The sequence below is a fragment of the Bacteroides parvus genome, assembly GCF_017309675.2.
GTDB lineage: Bacteria > Bacteroidota > Bacteroidia > Bacteroidales > Bacteroidaceae > Bacteroides > Bacteroides uniformis.
Genome location: NZ_CP084680.1, coordinates 2,506,335 through 2,532,431, shown reverse-complemented (window position 1 = coordinate 2,532,431; position 26,097 = coordinate 2,506,335). Strand labels below are relative to the sequence as shown.

Below are 26,097 nucleotides of genomic sequence, written 5' to 3'. Positions count from 1 at the left end.
CAGATGGGCGTATGACGAAAAGCAGACTGCTCAAATACGCATTTCTGGGGATTACAGCGGCTCTCATAGCCCACTATCTCATCAAGAAAGAAGAAAAGCCGAAAGGTCATCCGCGCGACTATGCTGAAATAGCTGCCGAAGGCATCATACATGCTTCGACGGAATACAACTCCATCAGCTTCTATGTGGATGATGACACCTTGTCCGGTTTCCACTACGAGCTGATAGAAGCTTTTGCACGCGACCACGGACTGCAGGCTGCCATATCACCGGAAATGAGCTTCAACAAGCGGCTAGAAGGCCTGGCCGATGGGAAATATGACGTGATTGCCTACGGCATCCTTGCCACCAGCGAGCTGAAAGACTCCTTACTGCTTACCACCCCCATCGTATTGAACAAGCAAGTGCTGGTGCAGCGCAAGCTCGAGAATGTTCCCGACTCATCACTGTTCATCAAAAGCCAACTGGACCTGGCGGGCAAGACACTGCACGTAGTGAAAGGCTCCCCTTCCATACTACGCATCCGCAACCTGGGAAATGAGATAGGCGACACCATCTACGTTGAGGAGATAGAGAAGTACGGTCCCGAACAACTGATTGCCTTGGTAGCCCACGGAGACATCGACTATGCCGTATGCGACGAAAGCATTGCCCGTACCGCAGCCGACAGTATTCCTCAAATAGACATCAATACCGCCATCAGCTTCACGCAATTCTATTCCTGGGGGGTAAACAAACAGTCCCCTATCCTGCTGGACAGCCTCAACACATGGCTGGATAGTTTCAAAAAGAGAAAGGAATACAAGAAAATCTACAAACGATACTACGGGAAACGAAACTAAGCTGCACTTTTCCATACACGCAGCATACCCCTACTTTTACAACTACTTATTAATCAACAGCTTATTACTGCAAAATCCTGCATACATTTTGCAGTGCCACTGCAAAGCCGTTGCAGTGGCGCTGCACACCGATATGCAGTACGACTGCAACAGTTATGCAGTGATACTGCAACACGTTTGCAGTCGCACTGCAAAACACATGCAGCAAGAATGCAAACAAGATGCAGTCATCAAATACCCATATCGATATTACGGCATACCCGAAGTAAAGAATTAGAGTCCTTCCACCTCCCTTAGCCACATCTCCGACGAAGCATCGCTCGGCATTCTCCAATCGCCGCGCGGGCTCAGAGAGATACTGCCCACCTTCGGACCATCCGGCAAGCAGGAGCGCTTGAACTGCTGGTTGAAGAAACGACGGCAGAAAGTCTGCAACCATTTTTTGATGGTTTCTTCATCATACATCCCCTTGAATGTGCGTGCTGCCAGGAAAAATATCTTGGAAGGACGGAAACCGCAACGCAGGAAGTAATAAAGGAAGAAGTCGTGAAGCTCATACGGACCCACCAAGTCCTCGGTAATCTGCTGGATATTACCGTTCTCATCTGCCGGAATCAGTTCCGGGCTGATGGGAGTATCCACAATGTCGAGTAAGGTAGCACGTGAAGCATCGTCCATATCATGCTCCGCCACCCATTTCACCAAGTGCTTCACCAGAGTCTTGGGGACGCTGGCATTCACACCGTACATCGACATGTGATCGCCGTTGTAAGTGGCCCATCCTAAAGCAAGTTCCGAAAGGTCGCCCGTACCGACAACCATTCCCCAGGTCTGGTTGGCAATATCCATCAGGATTTGGGTACGCTCCCGTGCCTGCGCGTTCTCGTAAACCACGTCGTGCACATGGATGTCATGGTCTATATCCTTGAAATGCTGTACGCAGGCCTCCTTGATACTGACTTCGCGGACGGTCACACCGAGGGAATTCATCAAGTCAATGGCATTCGTATGAGTGCGGTCGGTCGTCCCGAAGCCCGGCATAGTGATGCCGATGATGCCCTGGCGGGACCATCCCAACTTATCGAAAGTCTTTACGCAAACCAGCAACGCCAGCGTAGAGTCCAGTCCGCCCGAGATGCCGATAACGGCACTCTTCGCCTTGGTATGCACCAGCCGCTGCGCCAGTCCGGACACCTGAATGGAAAATATCTCTTCACAACGCTCGTCCAGCGCCGCCCCCTGTGGGACAAACGGATGCGGTTCAAAAGTACGCGTCAGATTCAAATCCTTGCTGTTGACATACTCCGTAGAGATTCGTACCGGAAGCTCCGAAGCACAATTTGCATGGCAGGCGGCAAAAGTCGTATTCACCCGGCGCTCCATGCGCAAGTGTTCCACGTCAATTTCGCTGACAACCACCTGCCCGTCGAAAGAAAAACGTTCGTTTGCCGCCAGCAGAGTCCCGTTCTCATAAATCAACCCGTTACCGGCAAACACCACATCCGTAGTGGATTCTCCGAAACCGCATGAGCTGAACACATAACCGGCAATGCAACGTGCTGACTGCTGGCTGATGAGCGAGCGCAAATAATTGTGCTTGCCAATGCCTTCATTGTCAGCCGAAAGATTGAACAAGATTTCCGCACCTTGCAGTGCCAGCGTCGAGCTAGGCGGAATGGGCGCCCACAAATCCTCGCATATCTCCACTCCGAAAGTGGTATCCGCTGTTTCGAACAGCAGGTTTCTCCCCATCGGAATAATCTGCCCGCAAAGGCGCACACTGTTTTCCGCCACATCACAAGCGGAAGTAAACCAGCGTTTCTCATAAAATTCCTTATAATTGGGAAGATAAGTCTTCGGAACAATGCCCAGCACTTTCCCCTTCTGAATGACAACCGCCGCATTCAGCAACACACCGTTCAGTGCAACGGGCATGCCCAATATCGAAATAATATCCATCTGGCGCGTATTGTTCAGAATCTGTATCAGCCCCATTTCCGCCTCTTCGAGCAGAAGTTGCTGGACAAAGAGGTCGCCACAGGTATATCCGGTAATGCATAACTCCGGAAAAGCTATGATTTGCACACCTTTCCCGTCGGCTATAATAATCTCTTTTTCAATCTCTGAGGCATTGAACTTACAGTCAGCCACCTTGACACGGGGCACAGCCGCCGCTACTTTTACATATCCGTAATTCATAAGGATGTTATATTATTTATTCGATGCAAAGATACGGCAAAATTCTGATTAAGAGAGATAAGAGAAAAACGTTTTCTCTATATCGGCACGAGAAACTGACTAAAGCCGGGTGCATCCTATCTTCGCTTTTATGACAAAAATACGGCAACCTACCTACAAGAAGAGGAACACATATAAACAATTTTAATGACCGCAACTAAAAATTTTCCGGAAATCTTTTGGAGAATTATAGGAACTTCTTACCTTTGCAAAAGAATTAAAAATGTAATAATTACAAGTTTGAATATCAAGTTGGCATGGATGTAGTAAAACGATTGCAGAATCATAACATTAAGCCTTCAGTGCAGCGCATAGCCATTATGAACTACCTGATGGAGCATCGTACGCATCCCACGGTGGATGAAATATATACGGCATTGTCTCCCTCCATACCGACACTGTCGAAGACAACGGTATACAATACCTTGAAACTACTAAGCGAGCAAGGTGCCGCACTGACTCTGACCATTGACGAGCGCAATACGTGTTATGACGCCGATACCAGTCCGCACGGTCACTTTTTGTGTAAACGTTGTGGAAAGATTTATGACTTGATGTGCAATAATAGCATCAAGAAGGTAGTCGACATGGATATGGACGGACATGATGTGCAGGAAATCCACTACTATTATAAAGGAATCTGTAAACATTGCATAGAAGAAGAACGTTTAAGAACAACAAAGAATAACTAATTCAACTAATTAAAATCTGAGAGAAAATGAAAAAATTTAGATGTACTGTATGCGGTTACGTATACGAAGGAGATGCAGCTCCCGAAAAGTGCCCATTGTGTAAAGCTCCCGCAAGCAAGTTCGTAGAAGTTGAAGAAGCAACAGCTGACGGCCCGTTGGTATTTGCCGACGAACACGTAATCGGCGTAGCCAAAGGTTGCGACGACGAAATGATTAAGGACCTTAACAACCACTTCATGGGCGAATGTACAGAAGTTGGTATGTACTTGGCAATGAGCCGCCAGGCAGACCGTGAAGGTTATCCCGAAGTTGCAGAAGCTTTCAAGCGTTACGCTTGGGAAGAAGCAGAACACGCTGCTAAATTCGCTGAATTGCTGGGCGACTGCGTATGGGACACCAAGACTAACCTCGAAAAGAGAATGAACGCTGAATCTGGCGCTTGCGAAGACAAGAAGCGTATCGCCACTCGCGCTAAGGCTTTGAACCTCGACGCTATCCATGATACCGTTCACGAAATGGCTAAGGACGAGGCTCGTCATGGTAAAGGTTTCGAAGGTCTGTACAACCGCTATTTCAAGAAATAATCCGATACTTTTATAGTAATGTGATGAAAAGGGACTGCTAATTTTAGTAAGTCCCTTTTTTTATTCTAACTTTTTTCACTTTTCAATGTCACGTTTGTAATTCCCATTCGTCTTATCTGTGTAAATGGAACTCAAAGAATTCAAAATAACCGTTCTTCCCCTCCGTGCCAAGCTACTGAACTACGCACGGAAGTTGACCGACGAACCGGAGGATGCAGAAGATGCTGTCCAGGAGGTGCTGCTCAGGCTATGGAATAAAAGGCTTGAATTGGAGCAATACCGGAACATCGAAGCATTTGCCATGACGTTGACGCACAACATCTGTATAGATATGTGGCGCTGCAAACGCAACGACAACCTATCTCTCGACATTGTGCAGGCGGCATCCCCCACCGGAACACCGGAACGGCTGTTGGAAATCAAAGATGAAATCCGCTTGATGCACGAAATCATCCACTCGTTGCCCAATCTTCAACGCACCATCATGCAGATGAAGGACATCGAAGGATACGAAACGGACGAAATCGCCGAAATCACGGGATGCGGACCGGAAGCCATCCGCAGCAATCTGTCAAGAGCCCGGAAGAAAGTGAGAGACGTTTACCTGCGAATCATACAAGAAAGAAAAGAAAGGAGAAAGGAACCATGAAGATAGATGAACTGCTGGATAAATATTTCGAAGGGGAAACTTCCTGCGAAGAAGAACGTGAACTGCGCCGTTTCTTTACAGAAGAGGAAGTGCCGGAGCACCTGCAAATGTACCGCCCCCTATTCGCTTATCTGAACCGGGAAGCAACTTCAATGGCGGAACCGACAGAGGAAAAATCCGTAACAACAGAATCGGCAAAGGAAGTACCCGCACAGCGGAAGCCTTCCCGTCTCTATCGCACATTCTATGCTGTCAGCGGCATTGCCGCCGGATTGCTCCTGCTTTTCGGGGTAGCCAAGATTATATTTCCGCTTTCCGGTGTTCCCGAAAATTATGTCGTCATCGACGGCCAGCGGTATACAGACGAGAAACTGGTGGAAGCCAAAGCACTGGAAGCCCTGCAGAATGCCAGCTTCACGGATGAAGATTTAAGCAACTTACTGTTTCAACACTAATATTACAAGGTTATGAAAACATCTACACTGATTTGCATACGTAGTCTGTGCCTCTTTTTCCTGCTGATTTGCCTGCCAGCCTTTGTACATGCACAAGAGGGACTGCAAATAGCCGACCTGTTCAACAAGTATGGCGAACAAAAGGACGTGACCAGGGTAGAGCTGAACGGAAGCATCCTGAAATCTTACCGCATGACTACCTACAAGAGCCTTGTGTTCAAGAATGTATCCCCCTATCGCCGGGAAATTCAGCAGGCCATTGTACACGACAAGCAAGACAACGCAAAGAAGGCGCAGGAGGTAATGGAAAGCGGTGTGCTGCGCAGTGCCTATTACCAACTGAAAGAGGTGGAACGCAATGGAAAGAAACTGAACCGCTACCTCATTTTCAAGATAGGAAAAGACTCCATGGGCACTTTGATTTACATAGAGGGCCTGCTCAGTGAAAAGGAAATGATGGATATGTTCTACAAATCGGAATAACACTAAAAACAATATACGATATGAAAACCAGAATTATGATTTTGGCCTGCCTGCTTGCTGTGCCGGCCGGCCGCATGGCAGCACAACAACAGACTGACCTTGAACAGAAAGCTACTGTACAGACACAAGGAGACTCCATCATCATCCTGAAAGGAAAAGGAGACATGCGCATCAAGGTGTACGAAGAGCAGCTGGAAGACGGCGAGAAAAAAGAAGTGCAAATTTATGAAGGAGTCTATCTCGAGAAGGTGGATGCAGACAAGCGTACTTTCCTCGATGCCCTGCCATTCATCCCCAAAAAGAGAAGGTACAATGCTTACGAACCGCACTGTTCCGGTCTGTATATTGGCTACAGCCGGCTGGCTAACGACTTCCTCTCCTTCGGAGCAAGTGACAAGATGGGACTCGACTTGTCCAAATCATGGGAATTCGGCTTCAACATCCTCTCCGTATATCACAACTTCAAGAAGAACCCGCATTGGGGAATCAACCTGGGAGTCAGCTGGGGATACCGTTCTTTCAATATCGACGGTAACTATGCTTTACTAAAGGAAAATGGAACCAGTATTTTCACCGCAGGGAATGAAGAGACCAGCTACAGCAAAAGCCGTCTGCGCCATTTCTTCTTCCGCGTACCCTTATTGATGGAATGGCAACAAAGAGTAGGAAGACACAAAGTGTTCTTCAATGCCGGTCCCGAATTTGAGATACGCCACGGCGTGAAGTCATTCTCACACATCAATGGAGGCAAGAAGAAAACCGTAGGAAAAGGTATGTATGCACAGCCCGTCGGCATAAATCTGCTGGCACAAGCCGGTTACGGTAATATCGGCATTTACCTGCGCTATTCCACATACGGATTATTCCAAAAAAACAAGGGACCGGAAGTGTCTCCCTATTCATTTGGCGTGGCATGGTATTTGTAACCCCTCCTCTATAACACAAGACTCCCCGAAATGTATTTGTACATTCCGGGGAGTTCTTTTATACCCTAAGGTATTGACAATGAAAGGTTATCTGCAATGAAAAATTATTCTTCTAAAAACGTATGCCTAGAGTGAGGAGCACTTGGCTACGGGTATTGGTTACTTTGGTTGCTTGTACCAAACTATTCCCATCAAATGTATCAAATGGATAGAACTTCGCATCATAAGTAGTATACTTATAAGCTAAATCAGCATAGAACATAGAACCGCGATAACCTATACCCAATGTATAGTTACTCAACGATTCACTGTTAACAAAGTCAGTATCCGTCTGAATGGAGTTTAGTGGGAGATTCTTAAAAGCGTCATCCTTGAAAATAGAAGACTGATAATTATAACCAGCGCGCAAAGCAAACTGAGGAATCACCTTATACTCGGCTCCCAAACGAATGGTACTAACACCTTTTAACATATCTGTAGTAGAATTCTCATAATCGAAAGAGTCTGCATAACCGGCATCATCTCTGAACTGAATAGAGGAATAATCCTTATATTCATATTCAGCTCCCAACGCTAAATTATTACCCACAGTATATCCTAAACTGAGATTATAAGTCCACGGAGTACGAAGTTGAAATTTGCTCACCATGTCGCCATTAAGAATATCATAAGTATCTTCATCATAATGTCCTATCTCATTGCTCGGAGTACCCACTTCATTCGTCACATTCAAATCATTCCATACATCAGACTCCAAACGTGCATTGGTTTTATAATCCAAGCTATAGAATACCGGTGTGTGTACCGAGAACCCTATACGTAATGGAGAATACTCAAACGGACGTACGATAGCTCCCAACTTCACATCAAATCCCGCTCCATTGATTTTACTCCATGTCTGCAAATTATAGCCTTCACCTCCACCATAATTTTCATCATAGAAACAATATTTGCTATAATCCAATGCATAAGCTCCAACAGTTAATCCAAAATAGATACGGTCGTTAAAGTTAAAAGCAACATTAAAGTCAAACTGATCAATTCCTCCACGTTCCTCAGAATGAAACTTAGCATCTGCTCCGGTATACATACCTACATATTCGCCCGGAGTGCGGTACATCAATTCTCCATCCACATTTTGCACTTGTACACCATCTTTCATATAAGGTACATAGTTAGAATAATTCGGGTTTGAGGCCAACAATTTATCTAAATCTCCTTGCGAAATCAAGTCTGTAATCAAATAGCCATTATATCCCATAGCAGAAAGCCAACCTATATTATTATCCCGATAAGGATTATCAGGCCAATCTTTAATACCACCTGCACCTGATGCCTGATTAGCCATATAAATAGTTTGAGAGAAATCACCAAGATTACCTTCCATCTGCATGTTATTGTAAAAAGATTTTACACGCTGGTAGTTGAATCCAAAGTTCACGTATCGCAAAGGAGTTACATTTCCTACCTTTGTGGAAAACACAAAACCTGCATTATTGAAATCTGCCCGTGTCTTATCCGAACTCATTTTATTACCCATATAGTTACTTTCAGTTCCATATGAAGAAAATCCAAAGGAAACAGCAGCATCATTACTACGATATATACCTATGCCCGCAGGATTGGTTCCCATAGTGGTAATATCTCCTCCCAATGCTCCCATAGCACCTCCCATTCCTACAAAACGAGCAGTCCCATTCAAATCTTTATTTGCAATATTAGCTGCATTATAAATAGTCTGTGCACTGACACTCACAGCTGTAAACATAGCAAGTGCCATCATCATTATATTTTTTTTCATAAATCCACTTTTTAGAATTAATCAGTAAGTTCTTTATCTCCTTCTGGAACTTCCACCACTTGAACGAGAAGATCCTCCACCAGTTGAATAACTTCCACCCGAAGAACGAGAGCCACCTCCAGAAGAAAAGCTGGAAGAGGAACGACTATTACTGCCACTATTATTATAAGAACGACTACTGCGATTATTATTGAAATTACTACGTACAGGAGCAGTACTTGAGCCACGATTATAAGTTGCCGAGCTACGGGTAGTACTTCGCGAAGATGTCCCTACCGAGGAACGACCGCCTGCTGTAGAAGTATTACGTCGCACTCCCTCTACAGTAGAACGACTACTACCATAAGAACTACTACGTGTACTACTTGGGCGAGTATAAGTAGAGCGTCTACTCGTAGCGGCATCCGAACGCGTAGCACTGGAGCGAGTAGCGCTGGAACGTGTAGCAGCAGATGACCTTGTCCCTACTACTCTGCGATTAGTGTCGGTACTTCCACGTCTAACTTGTCCCGTTGCAGCAGCCCCACTGCGACGCACTGTTTGCCCACCATTCACATAAGAAGAACGTCTAGTTGTTGTACTTCCTCCATAGGCAGAGACCCTATTTCCACGAGAACTTCCAAATGAACGTCTATTGGTATATGCATTTCCCCAATGACCACCGCCTCCATGATACCATCCAGGATAATAGTGGTGGTGGTAATGATGATGGTGTCCCCACCAACCACCGCCGTACCAGCCGCCCCAGCTGAAACTCCAACTCGGACCGTACCAGCTGTTCCATCCCCAGCCATAGTAAGGATAGCCGCCCCAACCATAAGAGTTATAGCGCCAGTCCCACCACAAACGATTGGTAAATGTCGGGAAAGCGTATGCATACAGACCATCGGTGTACACGTTCCAATCCCAGGAATTCAAACCATAGACCACATCCCAATACAGTGGGCTGCTGATGCTGATGGCATAACGGGGATTGCGGAAACGGATAATACGGGTAGCATACTCGTAATCATCCTGCGAACCCTCGAACTCACCGTTCACCCATTCGCCGTCCAGGCCGTCATCTTCTTTTTCATTGATGTAAAGGGTATCGTTCTCCATCACGAAATCATTGTCGCGGGAATCGTAACGACGGTTATATTCGTCCACATTGCGGATTTTCCCCTTACGGTCTTTTACTACAACAGTAGTGCTTCCCGGCGATGAATAAATAGTGGTCGGCGCATTCGACTTTACTACAATCTCTTCTACGGGAGCAGCTACTTTCTTCTCCCGCTTCACTTCTTCTTTTTTCTCTTCCTTATTCTTGGAAGGAGTGTAGTACAGGTCGTCATCTATACTTTGTGCCACCAGTGTCCATGGGAGGCACAAGGCAAAAAGCGATAAAAAAACAATCTTTTTCATATTAGTTTGGTTTATGGATTTTACGTTTATCTATTTCTTCACGTCACAAAGATAACGCCGGATTTTATCCCATACAGCAGATTTTCCCCAAAGATTTATAGGGAATTCCCTAAATACCCTATCATTCAATAAATCAAAGGCCCTGCCGGATAAAAAAAGAGCACGTCCGTTTTATTCTACCCCCGGTTTGCATTATCTTTGCAAAAAGATAAACAAATATACGCAGAAACAGGTTTGCTTCTAAGAATCATATTCTGTATTTAACAAACAATCATATTCCGATGAAATATTTAGAATTTACATTCCGCACCGTTCCGTGTACAGAAATAGTCAACGATGTGCTTTCCGGCGTCTTGGGTGAAGCCGGCTTTGAAAGTTTTGTCGAGCAGACCGACGGCATCACCGCTTACATACAGAAAGAACTTTATAGCGAAACCGCCCTCAAAGAGGCACTTGCCGACTTTCCCCTGCCCGACACACAAATAGAATACAGTTATGTGGAAGCCGAAGATAAAGACTGGAACGAAGAATGGGAAAAGAACTTCTTCCAGCCCATCGTCATCGGAGACCGCTGTGTCATCCACAGCACTTTCCACAATGATGTTCCCCAGGCTGAATATGACATCGTCATCAATCCGCAGATGGCATTCGGCACGGGACACCACGAGACCACCAGCCTCATCATCGGCGAACTGCTGGACAGTGACCTGCAAGGCAAATCACTGCTCGATATGGGTTGCGGAACTTCCATCCTTGCCATATTGGCACGCATGCGTGGAGCCTCTCCTTGTACAGCTATCGATATAGATGAATGGTGCGTGCGCAACTCCCTCGAAAATATAGAATTGAATGGAGTGGATAACATTGCCGTATCCCAAGGTGATGCCTCCTCTCTGGAAAGCAAAGGTCCGTTTGATATGGTTATCGCCAACATCAACCGCAATATCCTCCTGGCAGATATGAAGCACTACATAGCCCGCATGAATCCCGGTGCGGAGCTGTTGATGAGCGGTTTCTACATAGATGACATTCCCGTCATCCGCGAAGAAGCCGAACGCAACGGGCTGCACTTTGTCCACCACCGTGAGAAGAACCGATGGGCAGCGGTGAAATTCCAGAAATAATAAAGGTCTATACTAAGAAGCTAAAGGTCAATATCAGGAAGCTAAAGTTGACCTTTAGCGCTCTATACAAGGAGTTTTCAACGTAAGCTCCAAAAGTTCCTCCATTGTACCATTAAAGACGTTCAAATCCACCTCTTCTTCGATACCGGGCACAGTGCCTACATCCGTGTGCTGCCAAAAGTGCCACTTGCCCTCATAGCGCACGGAATCTACATAATAATGAGCTATCCAATAAGGATAAGCATTGAAAATGGAATCGCTGAGATAGCGTTTCTTGAATTTATAGGAAGTATAAAGAATAGGCTTTACGCCGTAATGCGCCTCTACCCTATCCAGCCAAGTCTTGACCGCCGTTTTAAGTTCCTGCGGTGACTGCTTGCCGGTAGTCTCCACATCGAGTACGGGAGGCAGGTCTCCCTTTGCCAGCTGCACGGTACGGATAAAGAAATCGGCTTGCTTGTGGGCATCGGTCTTAGGGATAAAATAATGATAGGCACCACGGATAAAACCGTATTTACGCGCCTGGCCGAAGTTCTGCGTAAACGTATCATCACCATGGTCGCCACCCTCGGTAGCTTTCAGAAAAATAAAATGGATAGGAAATTTGGCTTCTCTATTATGTGTCAGGAGTTCCCAGTCTATCTCTCCCTGATAATGGGATATGTCTATGCCATGCACCTCATAGTTGCAAGGCATACATACACCGTAACCTTTCTGGCCATAACAAGGCTTCCAGCGATAAGCATAAGGACGAATGAAAAACCAGTAAAAGCCGGTAGAAAAAACAAGAATGATACAGACCGCCAAAAGATTGCGCAACCATACGGGCATGGTACGCGGCTGCGTTTTCTTCTTGCTCCGCGGAGAGGAAGAACGACGTGCGGCAGTAGTTTTACGCCGGGTATTTGTGGAGGTCTTGGTTGCCATGAGTAAATGAAAAGAAAGGGCGGAATGAACCGCCCCTCCGTTTTATTGTCAACTTGTTGATGCGTCAACTTATTTAGCCTGCTCCAGCTGCAAAGTTTTCGTAGCCTGGTCGCAAACTTCTGTCGGACCGAAGTACTGGATAGGACCCGGATAAACATAGTCTGTTTCCATAGCCCAACGGTCGCGCTGAGCCGCGAATGCCTTGAACGGAGCACCGTCCAGCTTCACCAGAGCCTTCTGGATAACCGGCTTCATTTCACCGTGGCGACGTTCCATGTTCATCATCATAGTGATGGGCACACCGCCTGCAATCCATTCTTCGGCAGGAGCAGTCGTGTTGCGTACAGAAGACATGTAACCGGTCTTTCCGTTAGCAATCAATGCAGATGCTGCATAACCCAAAGAGTAGCAGTAGTCAGCGTCGAAGTTAGACGGAGCAGCGCAACGTCCTTCGTAACCGAAGAAGTGGTGCTGTGCAGCAAACTTGCCTACGAACTTGCCCTCTTCTTTCCACTGAGCCAGCTTAGTGCCAACCATTTCGGACAGCAACTTTTCTGTTTCAATCAGAGATACCTGTACGTTTCCGTGCGGGTCGCGGTCCAAAGACAACTGGCGAGCCACGCCTTCGGGCAAGCTTGCGTAGATGGCAGCATTCTCCGGAGAGAGTTTACGAATGATATAATCGCGTTGGTGAGATTTCTTAATTTGAGCAAACTCTTCTGCATTGGCAGCAAGGAAGTCGTTCAACTCAGCAATCAGACGCTTCATGGCCGGGATGAATTCAACCAATCCTTCGGGGATAAGAACCGTACCGAAGTTGTTACCCTGAGCTGCACGTTCGGCAACGACCTTGGCAATGTTGGTCACAATATCGTCCAAAGACATATCCTTCGCTTCAACCTCTTCAGAGATGATACACATATTGGGCTGTACCTGCAATGCACATTCCAAAGCAATATGAGAAGCAGAACGTCCCATCAACTTGATAAAGTGCCAGTATTTACGGGCAGAGTTACAGTCACGTTGGATGTTGCCGATTACTTCAGAGTAAGTCTTGCAAGCTGTATCGAAACCGAAAGAAGTTTCAATCATATCATTCTTCAAGTCACCGTCGATGGTCTTGGGACAACCGATTACCTGCACACCATAATTCTTGGCAGCATAGTATTCAGCCAGTACGCAAGCATTGGTGTTGGAGTCATCGCCACCGATGATTACCAGTGCCTTGATGCCGAGTTCCTTCAGGATTTCATAACCTTTCTCAAACTGTTCTTCCTTTTCCAGCTTTGTACGGCCCGAACCTATGATGTCAAAACCACCCGTATTGCGGTATTCATCAATGATGTCAGCAGTCAGTTCCATATAATTATGGTCAACCAAGCCGCCAGGACCCAGAATAAAGCCATACAATTTGCTGTCTTTGTTCAGCTTCTTGATACCGTCGAAAATACCGGAAATCACATTGTGGCCGCCGGGAGCCTGTCCACCGGAAAGGATAACACCCACGTTCATTGCGGGGAAGTCAACCGCCTCATCGGTAGTTTCAAACTTAATCAAAGGCATTCCGTACGTGTTGGGGAACAATTTCTTGATTTCTTCCTGGTCAGCAACAGACTGAGTAGCTGCGCCTTCTGCAGCCTTAACAGTTCCTTTCAGCGCTTTCGGAAGTTTGGGCTGATAGGCAGCCCTTGCAATTTGCAATGCACTTTTAGTCATTTCTCTTAATTATTTAAAGGTGTTAGTAAAGTTCCGTTTAAAAGCGTCGCAAATTTCGCTTTTTTTCGTAAGATATGCAAACGAGAAGCCGAAATAATGTATAAAATGACATTTATCGTTTTTTATCCTAAAATAAAAAGGAGAAGAAAGCAATTAACTGATTTATTGTGTTATCTTTGTCGCAAAGTTTGAGTTACGAGTCGTTATCGCATTGTTCTTCTTTTAATATACATCTATTATTAGGCGGTCTCTTCCATAATTATTCTCCATACTCCAATTTAATAATTACAATTAATTAAAATTTCAAATGAACATTTACATTTCAGGTTTAAATTTCAGCACAACAGACGCTGACTTAAACGATTTATTTTCAGAGTACGGAGAAGTTTCTTCTGCAAGAATCATTACAGACAGAGAAACAAGAAGATCCAGAGGTTTCGGTTTCGTAGAAATGCCGGACGATACAGCAGGCCAAAAAGCCATTGACGAATTGAACGGTGCTGAATTTGACCACAAACAAATCTCGGTAAACGTGGCACGCCCCAGAGAAGAAAGACCTTCCAATGGCGGCAATCGCGACAGAAGAGGCGGTTACAACTCTAGAAGATATTAATATTCTTAACTACTGACAGAAGCAGGAGGTGTTGTAGCAATGCCCCCTGCTTTTTTTATAACTAAAAAAATAAAAATACATGGCCAAATCCATCTCCGCAGACAAGCGTGAAAATGAGAAGAAAAGACTCGCCCGACGGGCTGAAAAACAGAAAAAGAAAGAAGAAAAAAAGCTATCCAACAAAGCGAGCAGCTTTGAAGATATGATTGCCTATGTTGACGAAAACGGCATGATAACCTCTACTCCTCCGGCAGAAAACACTCCTAAAGAAGAAATAAAGCTGGAAGAAATCGTCATATCAACTCCCAAAAAAGACAAGGAAGAACCGGTCATCCGCAGAGGACGTATCGAATTTTTCAATGAATCGAAAGGCTTCGGCTTCATCAAGGACTTATCCGGAGTCGAAAAATACTTTTTTCACATTAATAATGTGCTGACAGATATAACAGAAGGCAATATTGTGACGTTCGACCTTGAACGTGGCCTTAAAGGCATGAATGCCGTAAACGTAGCTCTTGAAGTAGAAAAGGCAAAGAAAAAGAAAGAAGACAAGGAGACTCTAAATACAGAATCCCAGATGAAATAAGCCAATTATAGAAAAAGGGCGTGTATGTACCGAAATATTTGATAGTATATACACGCCCTTACAGTTTTCTTTAATCACACGTCATTCGGTTTGCCAGCCGCCCCCCAATGCCTTATAGACATTTACCATGGCAATAAGTTCGTCGCGGATGGCATTGCTTACCCCTATTTGGGCATCAAAATAACCACGCTGGGCGTCGAGCACATCCATATAATTGATGACGCCGTTGATGTATTGCAACTGTGCCAAATCCACATATCCCTTGGCAGAGCGTTCAAGTTTGGCACGCAGTTGGTAGACCTCCTTTATCTTATTGAAATCCACAATGGCATTCTTCGCTTCCTTAAAAGCATTCAGCACAGTCTTTTCATAACTATGCACTTCGGCTTCAAAAGAAGCCTTCTGCGCTTTCAGTGCAGCACGGTTCTTTCCCCAACCGAAAAGCGGTGCCAAGACCGCCCCATTCAATAAGGAATAGGGGGATTCCAGAAAATTGGACAACACATCACTTTCCAATCCAAATTGTCCGGTCAGGGCCAGACGGGGGAACATATTGGTATAAGCAACTTTCACTTTGGCATGTTCAGCCTTCAACTGCTGCTCTGCCGCACGGACATCGGGGCGACGTTCCAACAAATCCGAAGGCAGACCTACCGGTAAGGACTCCGGCACATCCAATTCCTGCAGAAAATTGACACGCTTGATACGGGTAGGAAATTCCCCCACAAGGAAAGAGATATCATTTTCTTTCAGAGAGATACGGCGCTCCAAATCCGGAACAAGCGTAGCCGTACGGGCTAACTCCACTTGAGCCTGCTGATAAGAGGTCTCCGAGGTCAGCCCGCCTTCAAAACGAATACGGGCCAAGCGCACTCCCTCTTCGCGCGCCTTTTGTGTCTGGCGTACAATCTCCAGTTCCGTATCAAGGGCTACCAGCTCATAATACGCCTGCGCCACTTCCGCAACGATAGTCATGCGCAACGCACGCTGCGCCTCCACACTTTGCAGATATTCGGCCACAGCAGCCACCTTCTTCCATCTCAAGTTTCCCCAAAGGTCCAGTTCCCAAGAGAGCAATGCCTTGGCTTCGTAAGAATTGCCTACATCACGGCTATGACCACCGTAATTCTCCACCTCACGCTCAGCCTCCACTTTTCCGGTGAGCTGCGGCAGAAGGTTGGCAACACTGATACGTTTTTGAGCAGCCATCTCCTTGACACGGGAAGCTGCGATCAGCATGTCTTTGTTATATTCCAGAGCACGATCTATCAAACCACGCAGCGTGCTGTCCGTATAAACCGCCTGCCACTGTTCATCGGCTATGCTCATGCTATCCTGCTGCTGTGCCAGGCTATCTGGCAATGCCATCTCCGGACGCACATAGCTCTTGCCCACCTTGCATGAGGTAAGGGCAAACATACTCAGCAACAAAATAATATATATGTTCTTTCTTTTCATAAATGTTGTCTTTAAAATCAGTCTTTCTTAATCTTATGCTGCACTTTTGCTTTTGTCTTGTATACCAGGACAAAGAAGAACGGTACAAGCACAATACCGAATACAATGGCAAATATCATTCCGAAGAAAACACCCGTACCGATGGCCTGACGGCTTGCCGAGCCAGGTCCGCTTGCCAATACCATAGGAAGCATTCCCAATACAAAAGCGAGGGAAGTCATCAGAATAGGGCGGAAACGGAGTTGGGCAGCATGGATGGCAGACTGTATCAAGTCTCCTCCCTTGTCGACCTGCACCTTGGCAAACTCCACAATCAAAATGGCATTCTTTGCCGCAAGTCCCACCAGCATCACCAAGCCAATCTGAAAATAAATATCATTCTCCAATCCGCATATCACAACGCCCAGATAGGCACCCAAAGCGGCAACCGGCAGTGAAAGCAATACAGCGATAGGCACCGTCCAACTTTCATATTGCGCAGCCAAAAAGAGGAATACGAAAAGGAATACCAGCGTAAGCACAAGGCCCGTCTGTCCTCCCGCTTTCTTTTCCTGATAGGAAAGGCCACTCCACTCCAGACCAATATTGTCTGGCAAGTGGTCACGCGCAATCTGCTCCATAATCTCCATTGCCTGACCGGAACTGTAACCTTGTGCCGCAGAACCGCGGATGACGGCAGTAGTAAACATATTGAAACGCTTGATACTGCCCGGACCGGTGGTATAAGAGGCATTTCCCAAGGAAGTAAGCGGCACCATCGCTCCGTCCTTTGCCTTTACAAAGAACAAGTTGATATTATCCTTATGCTCACGATAAGGAGCCTCAGCCTGAATATACACCTTATATATACGGTTGAACATATTGAAGTCATTCACATATACAGAACCGGTATAAGCCTTCATGGTAGAGAATACATCCGCCAGGGGCACACCCAGCATTTTCACCTTATCACGGTCCACATCAAAATAAAGCTGCGGTATTTCAGACTGCAAGGATGATGAAAGCCCCGTCAGCTCCTTATGTTTCTGGGCATAATACATCAGTGTATCTGCTGCCTGCACCAGGTTGTCAAACGTTGCTTCTCCACGCGCCTCAAGCTGCATTTCGAAACCTCCCGAAGTACCCAATCCCGGAATGACCGGAGGCGTGGAAAGATAAACCCTGCATTCGGGATATTCCTTCAAATCCTTCTCCACATTCTCCATTATCTTATCGATGGAAATTCCCTTACGTTCTTCCCACGGTTTCAGGATAACCGTCAGCTCACTGCGCGCCTGGTTACTACCCACACGGGGACTGCTACCTGTCACGTTCTGCACATAGGCCACATAGGGATTCTTCTCCAAGTATTGCACAGCACGATCCGTCACCACACGGGTTCGCTCCAAAGTAGCACCTTCCGGCAACTCCAACTCTATCTTAAAATAGCCCTGGTCTTCTACCGGCAGGAAGCTGGTAGGCACCAACCGGTGGATAATGAAAATAGCAACCAGTACCAGCCCGAACGCACTCATTAAGCGGCGGGGATTCTTGATGACCCGATTAATGACAGCCACATATTTGTGATTGCCCAAGTTCAGCCATTCATTGATTTTGCGGAAAACTATGTTCTTTTTCTTTCCATTGTCGGGTTTCAATATGAGCGAGCACATGACGGGACTAAGTGTCAGGGCCACTACCGTAGAAAGCAACACAGAAACGGCGATAGTAATGGTAAACTGACGGTATAACTGTCCGGTGATTCCACTCAAGAAACTTACCGGTACAAATACGGCACAGAGCACCAATGATGTAGCAATCAAGGCACTTGCCAATCCATTCATCGCCTTTTTGGTAGCTTCATACGGGCTCAATTTCTCCGTCTCCATAAGATGCTCTACGTTCTCCACCACCACAATGGCATCATCCACCACAATACCGATAGCGAGAATCAATCCAAGCAAAGTCAGTATGTTCAGAGAGAAACCGAAAATAAGCATGAAACCGAAGGTACCAATCAGGGAAATAGGTACCGCAACAATCGGTATCACCGTCGCACGCCAACTTTGCAAGGAAAGAAATACGACCAGTACCACCAGAATCAGCGCTTCGAACAACGTCTTGTATACCTCGTGAATGGATTCGGAAATATAAGTCGTCATGTCGAAGGGAATCTCATAACTCATCCCCTCAGGGAAATTTGCACTGATTTCCTCCATAGCAGCCTTCACGCTTTTTGCAACTTCCATTGCATTGGCCCCGGGAAGCATATAAATACCGAGAACAGCAGCATTCTCACCGTTGATTCCACTCTCCGTACTATATGAAGATGCTTCCAATGAAACACGAGCCACATCGCGCAGACGAATAATGGAACCGTTGGCATTGGCACGGACCACAATATCCTCAAACTGCTTTACCGAACTTAAGCGTCCCTGGGTAGTGATAGGGATAGTAATGTCGAGCCCATTCACCGGCTGTTGTCCCAAAACACCCGCAGCAGACTCACGGTTCTGGTCCTTCAGGGCATTCTGCAAATCCTGCACCGTCAGTCCGAAGTTGGCAAGTTTGTCGGGCAACGCCCATATCTGCATGGCATAGTAGCGACTGCCAATGTTGGAAACACGTCCAACACCGGGGATACGGCGCAACAAGTCGAGTACATTGATAGTAGCAAAGTTACTCAAATAAATTTCGTCGAACTTCGGGTCACTGGAAGTCAGACAGATGGTCATCAACTGGCTGGGAGCCTGCTTTTCCACAGAAATACCGTTTTGAATCACTTCGGCCGGCAAACGGCTCTCCGCCAGTTTCACACGATTCTGTATTTCTACGGCAGCCAAATCCGGATCGGCAGACACGTCGAAAGTGACCGTAGCCGAAAATCCTCCAGAATTGGAACTGTTGGACTCCATATATAGCATACCGGGAGTACCGTTTATCTCCTGCTCGATAGGGGTTGCCACCGCCTGCGAAACAGTCAATGCACTAGCTCCCGGATAGGAAGCACTGATTTTCACTACTGGAGGCGTTATCTGTGGATATTGGTCTACCGGCAGCATGGTCAGGCCAATGATACCGACAATTACAATCACAATCGATATCACCGCCGAGAATACCGGGCGGTCTATAAAGAAACTTACTTTCATAACATCATTACTTTGAAGGGTTGTTGTCCTTTGATTTATTCTCAGTCGGAGTAGTCTGCTTCGTTTCGGAAACAACCTGCTTGTTCAGAGAATCACTCGTCTGTTCTTCCTCCTTTTTAGGAACGGCAACCTGGGCACGTACTTTCATACCCGGAGTCAGCTTGTGGAAACCTTCCGTCACAATTTGTTCTCCGGCAGCCAGACCACGTTCAACCACCCAATTGTTGCCAAATTCAGGTCCCAACTCAATGAAACGCTTTTCAACCGTAGAGTCCCGGCGCATCACAAAAATATATGCACCACCTTTCTCAATGGTAACTGCCTTTTGAGGAACGGCGACAGCACCCTCACGTACATCCAGCAACAGCTTCACCTTTGTAAACTGCCCCGGCAACAACACTCTGTCAGGATTCGGCATTTCTGCACGTACGGAGAATGTTCCCGTCTGCGGGTCCACCTGAGGTTCGGCAAAGTCCACATACCCCTTATAAGGATAAATAGTATTATCCGCCAAAGTAATCGTAATGTTCGGCTGCCAGGAACGCGTCGAGTCCTGACGCCCTATATCGATATTCCGTTCCTTGCTTTTCAGGTAATCCAATGCCGTCATACTGAAGTCTACCAGAACTGTATCGCTTTTCACAATCGTAGCCAGCAAGGACTTGCCTCCCGGTCCGACCAATGTTCCCAAATCCACATTTCTTTCACTGATATGTCCCGATAGCGGAGAACGGACCAATGTATACCCCAATTCCAATTCAGCTTGATCCAAATCGGCCTGGCTCATCGCTACCGAGGCCTCTGCAGTCTCATAAGCAGCCTGGGCATTGTCTAAATCCAGCTGGCTGGCAGCGTTCTGCGCATAAAGGGGGCGGATACGCTCCAAATCACGTTTTGCCTTCAATGCCTGCGCTTCATCCTTCTTTAACTGTGCACGGACTTTGTCAGCCTTTGCCCTATACTGGTCCTGGTTTATTACAAAAAGCACCTGGTTCTTGGTGACATATGTTCCTTCTGCAAAAAGCATATTCTCCAAATACCCTTCCACACGCGCACGTACCTCTACAAACTGCTGGGCACGAATACGTCCCACGTACTCACCATATATCTCTACATCTCCTTTTTCTGCAGATTCTACGATTACGGTAGGAGCTTCCGGTTCAACCTTCTTAGGCCAAGTCAGAATAAAATAACCAGCCAACAATACCGTCATGCAGGCAACCATCATCAGTAGCCTCTTCTTCTTCAGCTTTAATTCTTTTTTCGTAAAAAACTGTTTCATGCTTGTTTGTCTATTAAATTTAACCCTATTTCCTTCTATCAAAGCAAATTCGATGCCAATCCACCACTATCTTATCCGTTACATCTAATAAGCTATATATCAGACAGAAGATAAGATAGTAATTCTTTATTCATGGGGGCATCTTCCATTTTACCTTGTGGAATACATCCACAGTTTGTAGAATTATTCCACAAAAGTAATAAATTAAAAACACATAAAAACCCTTTTTTCCTCTACACTAACAAAGAAAAACATTATCTTTACCGAAAATAACTCAGATTATTCATTTTAAACGTAAAGATTATGGCAAGTAGAAAAGAACTAAAAAAGAATATAAACTATATTGCGGGTGAATTATTCACAGAGTGTCTTGTAAATAGCTTATATGTACCTGGAACAGACAAACAAAAAGCCGATACACTGATGGCTGAAATTCTAAAAATGCAAGATGAATTCATAAGCCGCATCAGCCATACCGAACCAGGAAATGTAAAAGGTTTCTACAAAAAACTTCGTACTGACTTCAATGCAAAAGTAGACGAGATTATTAATGCAATGGGCAAACTGAAATAAGATGAAGAAAGCCTTTTATAGCTTCATTTATTATCGTCTGCTGGGCTGGAAGACAAATGTGACGGTGCCCAACTACGACAAATGTGTAATTTGTGCGGCACCCCATACTTCCAATTGGGACTTATTTATCGGTAAATTGTTTTATGGTGCCATCGGCCGTAAAACCAGCTTCATGATGAAAAAGGAATGGTTCTTTTTTCCTCTTGGAGTGATATTCAAAGCCGTTGGCGGCATTCCGGTGAACCGGGGGCGCAAGTCTTCCTTGGTAGACCAAATGACAGAAAGGTTTGCCGCCAGTAAGCATTTCCATCTGGCCATCACTCCCGAAGGAACCCGTAAAGCCAATCCAAACTGGAAGAAAGGCTTTTATTACATAGCACTGAAAGCACAAGTACCCATTATGCTTATCGGGATTGATTATCCTTCCAAGACCATCTCCTCTACCAAAACTGTCATGCCTACCGGAGACATAGAAAAGGATATGCGCGAGATAAAACTGTACTTCAAGAACTTTAAAGGAAAAAATCCCGAAAATTTTGATTTAGGAAATATCTAATCAGGTATTAAGCATTAATGTCATGCGAATAAGCATTCTGCAAACAGACATTGTCTGGGAAAATAAACAAGAAAATCTCCGTCGTCTCCGCGAGAAGTTAGAAACTCTTCGTGGAACAACGGAGATTGTTGTTTTACCGGAAACATTCTCCACTGGCTTCAGTATGGACACCAGCAGCTTGGCCGAACCTACAACGGGAGAAACCATCACGACTCTGCGCCGATGGTCTGAAGAATACCAACTCGCTCTTACAGGCAGCTATATTGCCTGCGAAACAGCCTCGAAAGGAGGAAATCCCTCCTACTACAACCGTGCATTCTTCCTTACGCCCGAAGGCAATGCCTACTATTACGACAAACGACACCTCTTCCGGATGGGACACGAAACAGAGCATTTCACTTCCGGCTGCCAACGTCCCATTATCCAGTATCGCGGCTGGAACATACTGTTGCTTGTATGTTATGACCTCCGCTTCCCAGTTTGGAGCCGCAATAAGCACAGCGAATACGACCTTCTTATTTATGTTGCCAACTGGCCCGTTTCCCGCCGGAAAGTCTGGGACATTCTGTTGCAAGCACGTGCTTTGGAAAATATCAGTTATGTCTGCGGTGTCAACCGTATCGGCAGAGACGGCAGAGACATTCCACACAGCGGAGGCAGTGTGGTCTACTCTCCGAAGGGGGAAGTGCTTGCCACTGTACCCGACAACGAAGAGACAACTGCCACCGCCTCCCTCAGCCTTTCCTCCCTGCAGGAGTTCAGGTTAAATTTTCCCGCTTGGAAAGATGCGGACGAGTTCGTTATTTCTTCAAATAATAGTTCACAGTAGTCACTACACGTACGCTTTTTATATAAGGAGTATAAGCATCGCGGTCACTGATGGAAAACTGCCCTTGCGAGGCATTGCGGATTTTTCCCAGTTCACTGTCCGAATCCTTAGCAAATTTCTCGGCTGCGGCACGGGCATTTTTGGTAGCTTCTTCTATCATTTTGGGTTTCACTTCATTGAGACCGGTAAATTCATAAGACACGTTATATTTATAATCCCCTCCCGTGATGGCAATGCCCTGCTTCAAGAGTTCTGCTTGCCCGGACATGAGTTTACGTACCCTATCCACATTCTTGGAAGTGACAGTGATGACAGACGTGGCATTATAACGATAAGCCACGTTGCGGTCAACATAACGTTCGGCCTGCATGTCAATCACTTCGGGTGGTGCAATACTTATTTCCTCCTTCTCAATGCCGTTGTTTTCAAGGAAACCCACGATGGCAGCGTTTTTCTTCTCCATATTGGCATAAAGCAGTGCAGGATCATTACCTATGTCTTTGTAGACAAGAGGCCAGACTACTTTGTCGGCAGGTACTTCCATCTCAGCCAACCCTTTCACACTGACTACACGATCCTTATTCACAAAATTGTTGATACCGCCTTTTACCATGATTCCCAACAAAAGCAACCCCACAGCTATGATGGCTGCTTCTACTTTCCAGCTTTTCATACATTAATATTTTAGAGTTTATAAACACACACAAATATAACAAACCCAAACGACAAAAAGTGCAATGAATGGTCTATTTTTATATGATTATCCTCACTTATACCCCAAACGAACGAGACATTATACAAAATGCACCCAATCCGCTTTTTTAGAGTATTTAATGAAAATACCCCAAAGAAAGAGTACATCTTCTCCAAAAAGTACCTATTTTTGTCCTTCGAAACAATGTCAAAGCGACAACATGATTAATTTAATAATTCTAACCCCTAAATCCTATGTTGACCCAACGTAAAATCCATACTCACGGTGGCGATTGGCCATGACTTTATGGAATGTACCGAAGACACTTTCCGTACGGCTGTCAAACCCCATATGAGATATGGGACGAACAGTATTTCTTAATTAATCTTCAGCAATATGCGGATGAACATTGTTTTTCGTATATTTGTTGATTGAAAGAACAGTACAATACTTAATCATTTATTAATAATAAATTTTATGAAAACCAATCTAAGCTCTCAAATCACTCTCAACAGAGTCTCCCCCAGGTACTACAGACCTGAGAATGCATTTGAACGGTCGGTATTGACCCGACTGGAAAAAATCCCTACAGATATTTATGAGTCTGCAGAAGAAGGCGCCAACCAAATTGCCCTTGACATTGCACAGTTAATCCGTGACAAGCAAAAGGCGGGACGTTTCTGTGTCTTGGCACTGGCAGGCGGTAACTCTCCGCGCAATGTATATGCAAACTTGGTACGTATGCACCAGGAAGAGGGATTAAGTTTCCGCAACGTAGTCATATTCAACCTCTACGAATATTATCCATTAGCTCCCAATGCCATCAACAGTAACTTCAACGCATTGAAGGAAATGCTGATAGACCATGTGGACATTGACAAACAGAATGTTTTCACCCCCGACAGCACCATCGCCAAAGACACCATCTTTGAATATTGCCGTCTTTACGAGCAGCGCATTGAAAGTTTCGGTGGCTTAGATATCGCTTTGCTGGGCATTGGTCGTGTAGGTAACATCGGTTTCAACGAACCGGGTTCACGCCAGAACTCTACCACCCGTCTGATATTGCTGGACAGCGATTCCCGCAATGAAGCTTCCAAAATGTTCGGTAGCATTGAAAATACCCCCATCAGCTCCATCACCATGGGAGTAGCCACCATCCTCTCGGCAAAGAAAATATATCTACTGGCATGGGGTGAGGAGAAAGCACAAAAGGTGAAAGAATGCGTTGAAGGTCCGGTAACAGATACTATCCCTGCATCTTATCTACAGACCCACAACAATGCACATGTAGCTATCGACTTGTCTGCCGCCGCCAACTTGACACGTATCCAACGCCCCTGGCTGGTAACTTCCTGCGAATGGAACGACAAGCTCATCCGCAGCGCCATCGTCTGGCTATGCCAACTCACCGGAAAACCCATTCTGAAGCTGACCAACAAGGACTACAATGAAAACGGTTTGAGTGAACTGCTGGCATTGTTCGGCTCAGCCTATAACGTGAACATCAAGATATTCAATGACCTGCAGCATACCATCACCGGATGGCCGGGCGGCAAGCCGAACGCAGACGACACCTATCGCCCTGAACGTGCAAAGCCCTATCCCAAACGCGTGGTCGTATTCTCTCCGCATCCCGATGACGACGTTATCTCTATGGGAGGTACCATCCGTCGTCTGGTAGAACAGAAACATGACGTGCATGTGGCTTACGAAACTTCCGGTAACATTGCCGTAGGCGATGAAGAAGTTATCCGTTTCCTGCACTTCATCAACGGGTTCAACCAAATCTTCAACAACAGTGAGGACCAGGTTATCAACGACAAATATGCCGAAATCCGCAAGTATCTGAAGGAGAAGAAAGACGGTGACATGGATACACGCGACATCCTGACCATCAAGGGGCTGATTCGTCGTGGCGAAGCACGTACCGCATGTACATACAATAACATACCTTTGGATCACTGCCACTTCCTCGACCTGCCGTTCTACGAAACGGGCAAGATACAGAAGAATCCTATCAGCGAAGCAGACGTGGAAATCGTACGCAACTTGTTGCGTGAAGTGAAACCCCATCAGATTTTCGTTGCCGGTGACCTAGCCGACCCGCACGGAACACACCGTGTTTGTACGGATGCCGTATTTGCCGCCATCGACCTGGAAAAAGAAGAAGGTGCCAAATGGTTGAAGGAATGCCGCATCTGGATGTACCGCGGTGCATGGGCAGAATGGGAAATCGAAAATATCGAAATGGCTGTGCCCATCAGCCCGGAGGAACTGCGTGCCAAGCGTAACTCTATCCTGAAGCATCAGTCACAAATGGAAAGTGCACCGTTCCTGGGCAATGACGAACGTCTGTTCTGGCAACGCAGTGAAGACCGCAACCGCGGAACAGCCGCCTTGTACGACAGCCTCGGACTTGCTTCCTATGAAGCGATGGAGGCCTTCGTGGAATACATTCCGCTATAAACGGATGAAATATAAAAAAATAAAAAGAGACTGTCTCCAAATTTTCATTATGGAGACAGCCTCTTTTT

General features: G+C 46.0%; 23 protein-coding genes. 14 read left to right on the top strand and 9 right to left on the bottom strand.

Annotated elements, in window-relative coordinates:
• Nucleotides 1–11 precede the first annotated feature (11 nt).
• A complete protein-coding gene (locus tag JXR92_RS10095; RefSeq protein ID WP_138345724.1) occupies nt 12–842 on the top strand; it encodes a transporter substrate-binding domain-containing protein in 831 nt (276 codons plus the stop codon).
• Nucleotides 843–1,115: 273 nt separating this feature from the next.
• On the opposite strand, the gene JXR92_RS10090 is transcribed toward JXR92_RS10095, so the two are convergent.
• Nucleotides 1,116–3,041: an NAD(+) synthase gene (locus JXR92_RS10090; protein ID WP_117600929.1), complete on the bottom strand. Its 1,926-nt coding sequence runs from the start codon at nt 3,039–3,041 to the stop codon at nt 1,116–1,118.
• A 296-nt stretch (nt 3,042–3,337) separates the two neighbouring features.
• Between JXR92_RS10090 and JXR92_RS10085 the strand changes: the two genes are divergently transcribed.
• From JXR92_RS10085 to JXR92_RS10060, 6 genes are all read left to right on the top strand, one after another.
• A complete protein-coding gene (locus tag JXR92_RS10085; protein WP_117600930.1) occupies nt 3,338–3,772 on the top strand; it encodes a Fur family transcriptional regulator in 435 nt (144 codons plus the stop codon).
• A 26-nt stretch (nt 3,773–3,798) separates the two neighbouring features.
• Complete coding sequence (locus JXR92_RS10080) at nt 3,799–4,356, top strand: NADH peroxidase (protein ID WP_005836026.1); 558 nt, start codon at nt 3,799–3,801, stop codon at nt 4,354–4,356.
• 124 nt (nt 4,357–4,480) lie between these two features.
• Nucleotides 4,481–5,005, top strand: a complete 525-nt coding sequence (locus JXR92_RS10075) for an RNA polymerase sigma factor (protein WP_117600931.1) — start codon at nt 4,481–4,483, stop codon at nt 5,003–5,005.
• Nucleotides 5,002–5,460, top strand: a complete 459-nt coding sequence (locus tag JXR92_RS10070; protein ID WP_117600932.1) for a hypothetical protein — start codon at nt 5,002–5,004, stop codon at nt 5,458–5,460. Before JXR92_RS10075 ends, JXR92_RS10070 begins: the two co-directional genes overlap by 4 nt.
• A 12-nt stretch (nt 5,461–5,472) precedes the next feature.
• Nucleotides 5,473–5,943 (top strand): DUF6108 family protein, encoded by a 471-nt coding sequence (locus JXR92_RS10065; RefSeq protein ID WP_117600933.1) that lies wholly within the window; start codon nt 5,473–5,475, stop codon nt 5,941–5,943.
• A 20-nt stretch (nt 5,944–5,963) separates the two neighbouring features.
• On the top strand, nt 5,964–6,869 hold the full coding sequence (locus JXR92_RS10060; RefSeq protein WP_117600934.1) for a hypothetical protein: 906 nt from the start codon (nt 5,964–5,966) through the stop codon (nt 6,867–6,869).
• Nucleotides 6,870–6,981: 112 nt separating this feature from the next.
• Here the strand turns inward: JXR92_RS10060 and JXR92_RS10055 are convergent, their stop codons facing one another.
• Nucleotides 6,982–8,670 (bottom strand): OmpP1/FadL family transporter, encoded by a 1,689-nt coding sequence (locus tag JXR92_RS10055; protein WP_117600935.1) that lies wholly within the window; start codon nt 8,668–8,670, stop codon nt 6,982–6,984.
• Nucleotides 8,671–8,703: 33 nt separating this feature from the next.
• Complete coding sequence (locus tag JXR92_RS10050) at nt 8,704–10,074, bottom strand: hypothetical protein (protein WP_117600936.1); 1,371 nt, start codon at nt 10,072–10,074, stop codon at nt 8,704–8,706.
• 281 nt (nt 10,075–10,355) lie between these two features.
• On the opposite strand from JXR92_RS10050, the gene prmA reads away from it, so the two are divergent.
• Nucleotides 10,356–11,198: a 50S ribosomal protein L11 methyltransferase gene (gene prmA / locus JXR92_RS10045; RefSeq protein ID WP_117600937.1), complete on the top strand. Its 843-nt coding sequence runs from the start codon at nt 10,356–10,358 to the stop codon at nt 11,196–11,198.
• Nucleotides 11,199–11,252: 54 nt separating this feature from the next.
• On the opposite strand, the gene JXR92_RS10040 is transcribed toward prmA, so the two are convergent.
• Together JXR92_RS10040 and JXR92_RS10035 are read right to left on the bottom strand one after the other, a co-directional pair.
• The gene (locus JXR92_RS10040; RefSeq protein ID WP_171030441.1) at nt 11,253–12,125 is read right to left on the bottom strand and encodes a glycoside hydrolase family 25 protein; all 873 of its coding nucleotides are present in this window, start codon (nt 12,123–12,125) and stop codon (nt 11,253–11,255) included.
• 69 nt (nt 12,126–12,194) lie between these two features.
• Nucleotides 12,195–13,841: a diphosphate--fructose-6-phosphate 1-phosphotransferase gene (locus tag JXR92_RS10035; RefSeq protein ID WP_117600938.1), complete on the bottom strand. Its 1,647-nt coding sequence runs from the start codon at nt 13,839–13,841 to the stop codon at nt 12,195–12,197.
• Between the two features lie 307 nt (nt 13,842–14,148).
• Here JXR92_RS10035 and JXR92_RS10030 point away from each other — a divergent pair, with 307 nt between their 5' ends.
• Both JXR92_RS10030 and JXR92_RS10025 read left to right on the top strand, forming a co-directional pair.
• Nucleotides 14,149–14,454 (top strand): RNA recognition motif domain-containing protein, encoded by a 306-nt coding sequence (locus tag JXR92_RS10030; protein WP_117600939.1) that lies wholly within the window; start codon nt 14,149–14,151, stop codon nt 14,452–14,454.
• Between the two features lie 79 nt (nt 14,455–14,533).
• Complete coding sequence (locus tag JXR92_RS10025) at nt 14,534–15,040, top strand: cold-shock protein (protein ID WP_119961975.1); 507 nt, start codon at nt 14,534–14,536, stop codon at nt 15,038–15,040.
• Nucleotides 15,041–15,121: 81 nt separating this feature from the next.
• Here the strand turns inward: JXR92_RS10025 and JXR92_RS10020 are convergent, their stop codons facing one another.
• From JXR92_RS10020 to JXR92_RS10010, 3 genes are read right to left on the bottom strand one after another with little or no spacing between them, the layout of a single operon-like run.
• Complete coding sequence (locus JXR92_RS10020) at nt 15,122–16,498, bottom strand: efflux transporter outer membrane subunit (protein ID WP_117600941.1); 1,377 nt, start codon at nt 16,496–16,498, stop codon at nt 15,122–15,124.
• 17 nt (nt 16,499–16,515) lie between these two features.
• On the bottom strand, nt 16,516–19,626 hold the full coding sequence (locus tag JXR92_RS10015) for an efflux RND transporter permease subunit (RefSeq protein WP_117965466.1): 3,111 nt from the start codon (nt 19,624–19,626) through the stop codon (nt 16,516–16,518).
• Between the two features lie 7 nt (nt 19,627–19,633).
• Nucleotides 19,634–20,908: an efflux RND transporter periplasmic adaptor subunit gene (locus tag JXR92_RS10010; RefSeq protein WP_117600943.1), complete on the bottom strand. Its 1,275-nt coding sequence runs from the start codon at nt 20,906–20,908 to the stop codon at nt 19,634–19,636.
• Between the two features lie 303 nt (nt 20,909–21,211).
• Here JXR92_RS10010 and JXR92_RS10005 point away from each other — a divergent pair, with 303 nt between their 5' ends.
• Genes JXR92_RS10005 through JXR92_RS09995 form a run of 3 tightly spaced genes read left to right on the top strand, consistent with a single transcriptional unit; the run spans nt 21,212 to nt 22,866 of the window.
• A complete protein-coding gene (locus JXR92_RS10005; RefSeq protein WP_117600944.1) occupies nt 21,212–21,481 on the top strand; it encodes a hypothetical protein in 270 nt (89 codons plus the stop codon).
• Between the two features lies 1 nt (nt 21,482).
• Nucleotides 21,483–22,037 (top strand): 1-acyl-sn-glycerol-3-phosphate acyltransferase, encoded by a 555-nt coding sequence (locus JXR92_RS10000; protein ID WP_117600945.1) that lies wholly within the window; start codon nt 21,483–21,485, stop codon nt 22,035–22,037.
• Between the two features lie 22 nt (nt 22,038–22,059).
• Complete coding sequence (locus tag JXR92_RS09995; RefSeq protein ID WP_131226009.1) at nt 22,060–22,866, top strand: amidohydrolase; 807 nt, start codon at nt 22,060–22,062, stop codon at nt 22,864–22,866.
• Here the strand turns inward: JXR92_RS09995 and JXR92_RS09990 are convergent.
• A complete protein-coding gene (locus JXR92_RS09990) occupies nt 22,838–23,539 on the bottom strand; it encodes an SIMPL domain-containing protein (RefSeq protein WP_117600947.1) in 702 nt (233 codons plus the stop codon). The genes JXR92_RS09995 and JXR92_RS09990 overlap by 29 nt on opposite strands.
• Nucleotides 23,540–24,037: 498 nt before the next feature.
• On the opposite strand from JXR92_RS09990, the gene JXR92_RS09985 reads away from it, so the two are divergent.
• Nucleotides 24,038–26,029 (top strand): glucosamine-6-phosphate deaminase, encoded by a 1,992-nt coding sequence (locus JXR92_RS09985; RefSeq protein ID WP_117600948.1) that lies wholly within the window; start codon nt 24,038–24,040, stop codon nt 26,027–26,029.
• The last annotated feature ends 68 nt before the right edge of the window (nt 26,030–26,097 follow it).

Coding starts and splice junctions, on each gene's coding strand:
- JXR92_RS10095 (WP_138345724.1), top strand. CDS start 12: ATGACGAAAAGCAGACTGCTCAAATACGCATTTCTGGGGATTACAGCG.
- JXR92_RS10090 (WP_117600929.1), bottom strand. CDS start 3,041: ATGAATTACGGATATGTAAAAGTAGCGGCGGCTGTGCCCCGTGTCAAG.
- JXR92_RS10085 (WP_117600930.1), top strand. CDS start 3,338: ATGGATGTAGTAAAACGATTGCAGAATCATAACATTAAGCCTTCAGTG.
- JXR92_RS10080 (WP_005836026.1), top strand. CDS start 3,799: ATGAAAAAATTTAGATGTACTGTATGCGGTTACGTATACGAAGGAGAT.
- JXR92_RS10075 (WP_117600931.1), top strand. CDS start 4,481: ATGGAACTCAAAGAATTCAAAATAACCGTTCTTCCCCTCCGTGCCAAG.
- JXR92_RS10070 (WP_117600932.1), top strand. CDS start 5,002: ATGAAGATAGATGAACTGCTGGATAAATATTTCGAAGGGGAAACTTCC.
- JXR92_RS10065 (WP_117600933.1), top strand. CDS start 5,473: ATGAAAACATCTACACTGATTTGCATACGTAGTCTGTGCCTCTTTTTC.
- JXR92_RS10060 (WP_117600934.1), top strand. CDS start 5,964: ATGAAAACCAGAATTATGATTTTGGCCTGCCTGCTTGCTGTGCCGGCC.
- JXR92_RS10055 (WP_117600935.1), bottom strand. CDS start 8,670: ATGAAAAAAAATATAATGATGATGGCACTTGCTATGTTTACAGCTGTG.
- JXR92_RS10050 (WP_117600936.1), bottom strand. CDS start 10,074: ATGAAAAAGATTGTTTTTTTATCGCTTTTTGCCTTGTGCCTCCCATGG.
- prmA (WP_117600937.1), top strand. CDS start 10,356: ATGAAATATTTAGAATTTACATTCCGCACCGTTCCGTGTACAGAAATA.
- JXR92_RS10040 (WP_171030441.1), bottom strand. CDS start 12,125: ATGGCAACCAAGACCTCCACAAATACCCGGCGTAAAACTACTGCCGCA.
- JXR92_RS10035 (WP_117600938.1), bottom strand. CDS start 13,841: ATGACTAAAAGTGCATTGCAAATTGCAAGGGCTGCCTATCAGCCCAAA.
- JXR92_RS10030 (WP_117600939.1), top strand. CDS start 14,149: ATGAACATTTACATTTCAGGTTTAAATTTCAGCACAACAGACGCTGAC.
- JXR92_RS10025 (WP_119961975.1), top strand. CDS start 14,534: ATGGCCAAATCCATCTCCGCAGACAAGCGTGAAAATGAGAAGAAAAGA.
- JXR92_RS10020 (WP_117600941.1), bottom strand. CDS start 16,498: ATGAAAAGAAAGAACATATATATTATTTTGTTGCTGAGTATGTTTGCC.
- JXR92_RS10015 (WP_117965466.1), bottom strand. CDS start 19,626: ATGAAAGTAAGTTTCTTTATAGACCGCCCGGTATTCTCGGCGGTGATA.
- JXR92_RS10010 (WP_117600943.1), bottom strand. CDS start 20,908: ATGAAACAGTTTTTTACGAAAAAAGAATTAAAGCTGAAGAAGAAGAGG.
- JXR92_RS10005 (WP_117600944.1), top strand. CDS start 21,212: ATGGCAAGTAGAAAAGAACTAAAAAAGAATATAAACTATATTGCGGGT.
- JXR92_RS10000 (WP_117600945.1), top strand. CDS start 21,483: ATGAAGAAAGCCTTTTATAGCTTCATTTATTATCGTCTGCTGGGCTGG.
- JXR92_RS09995 (WP_131226009.1), top strand. CDS start 22,060: ATGCGAATAAGCATTCTGCAAACAGACATTGTCTGGGAAAATAAACAA.
- JXR92_RS09990 (WP_117600947.1), bottom strand. CDS start 23,539: ATGAAAAGCTGGAAAGTAGAAGCAGCCATCATAGCTGTGGGGTTGCTT.
- JXR92_RS09985 (WP_117600948.1), top strand. CDS start 24,038: ATGAAAACCAATCTAAGCTCTCAAATCACTCTCAACAGAGTCTCCCCC.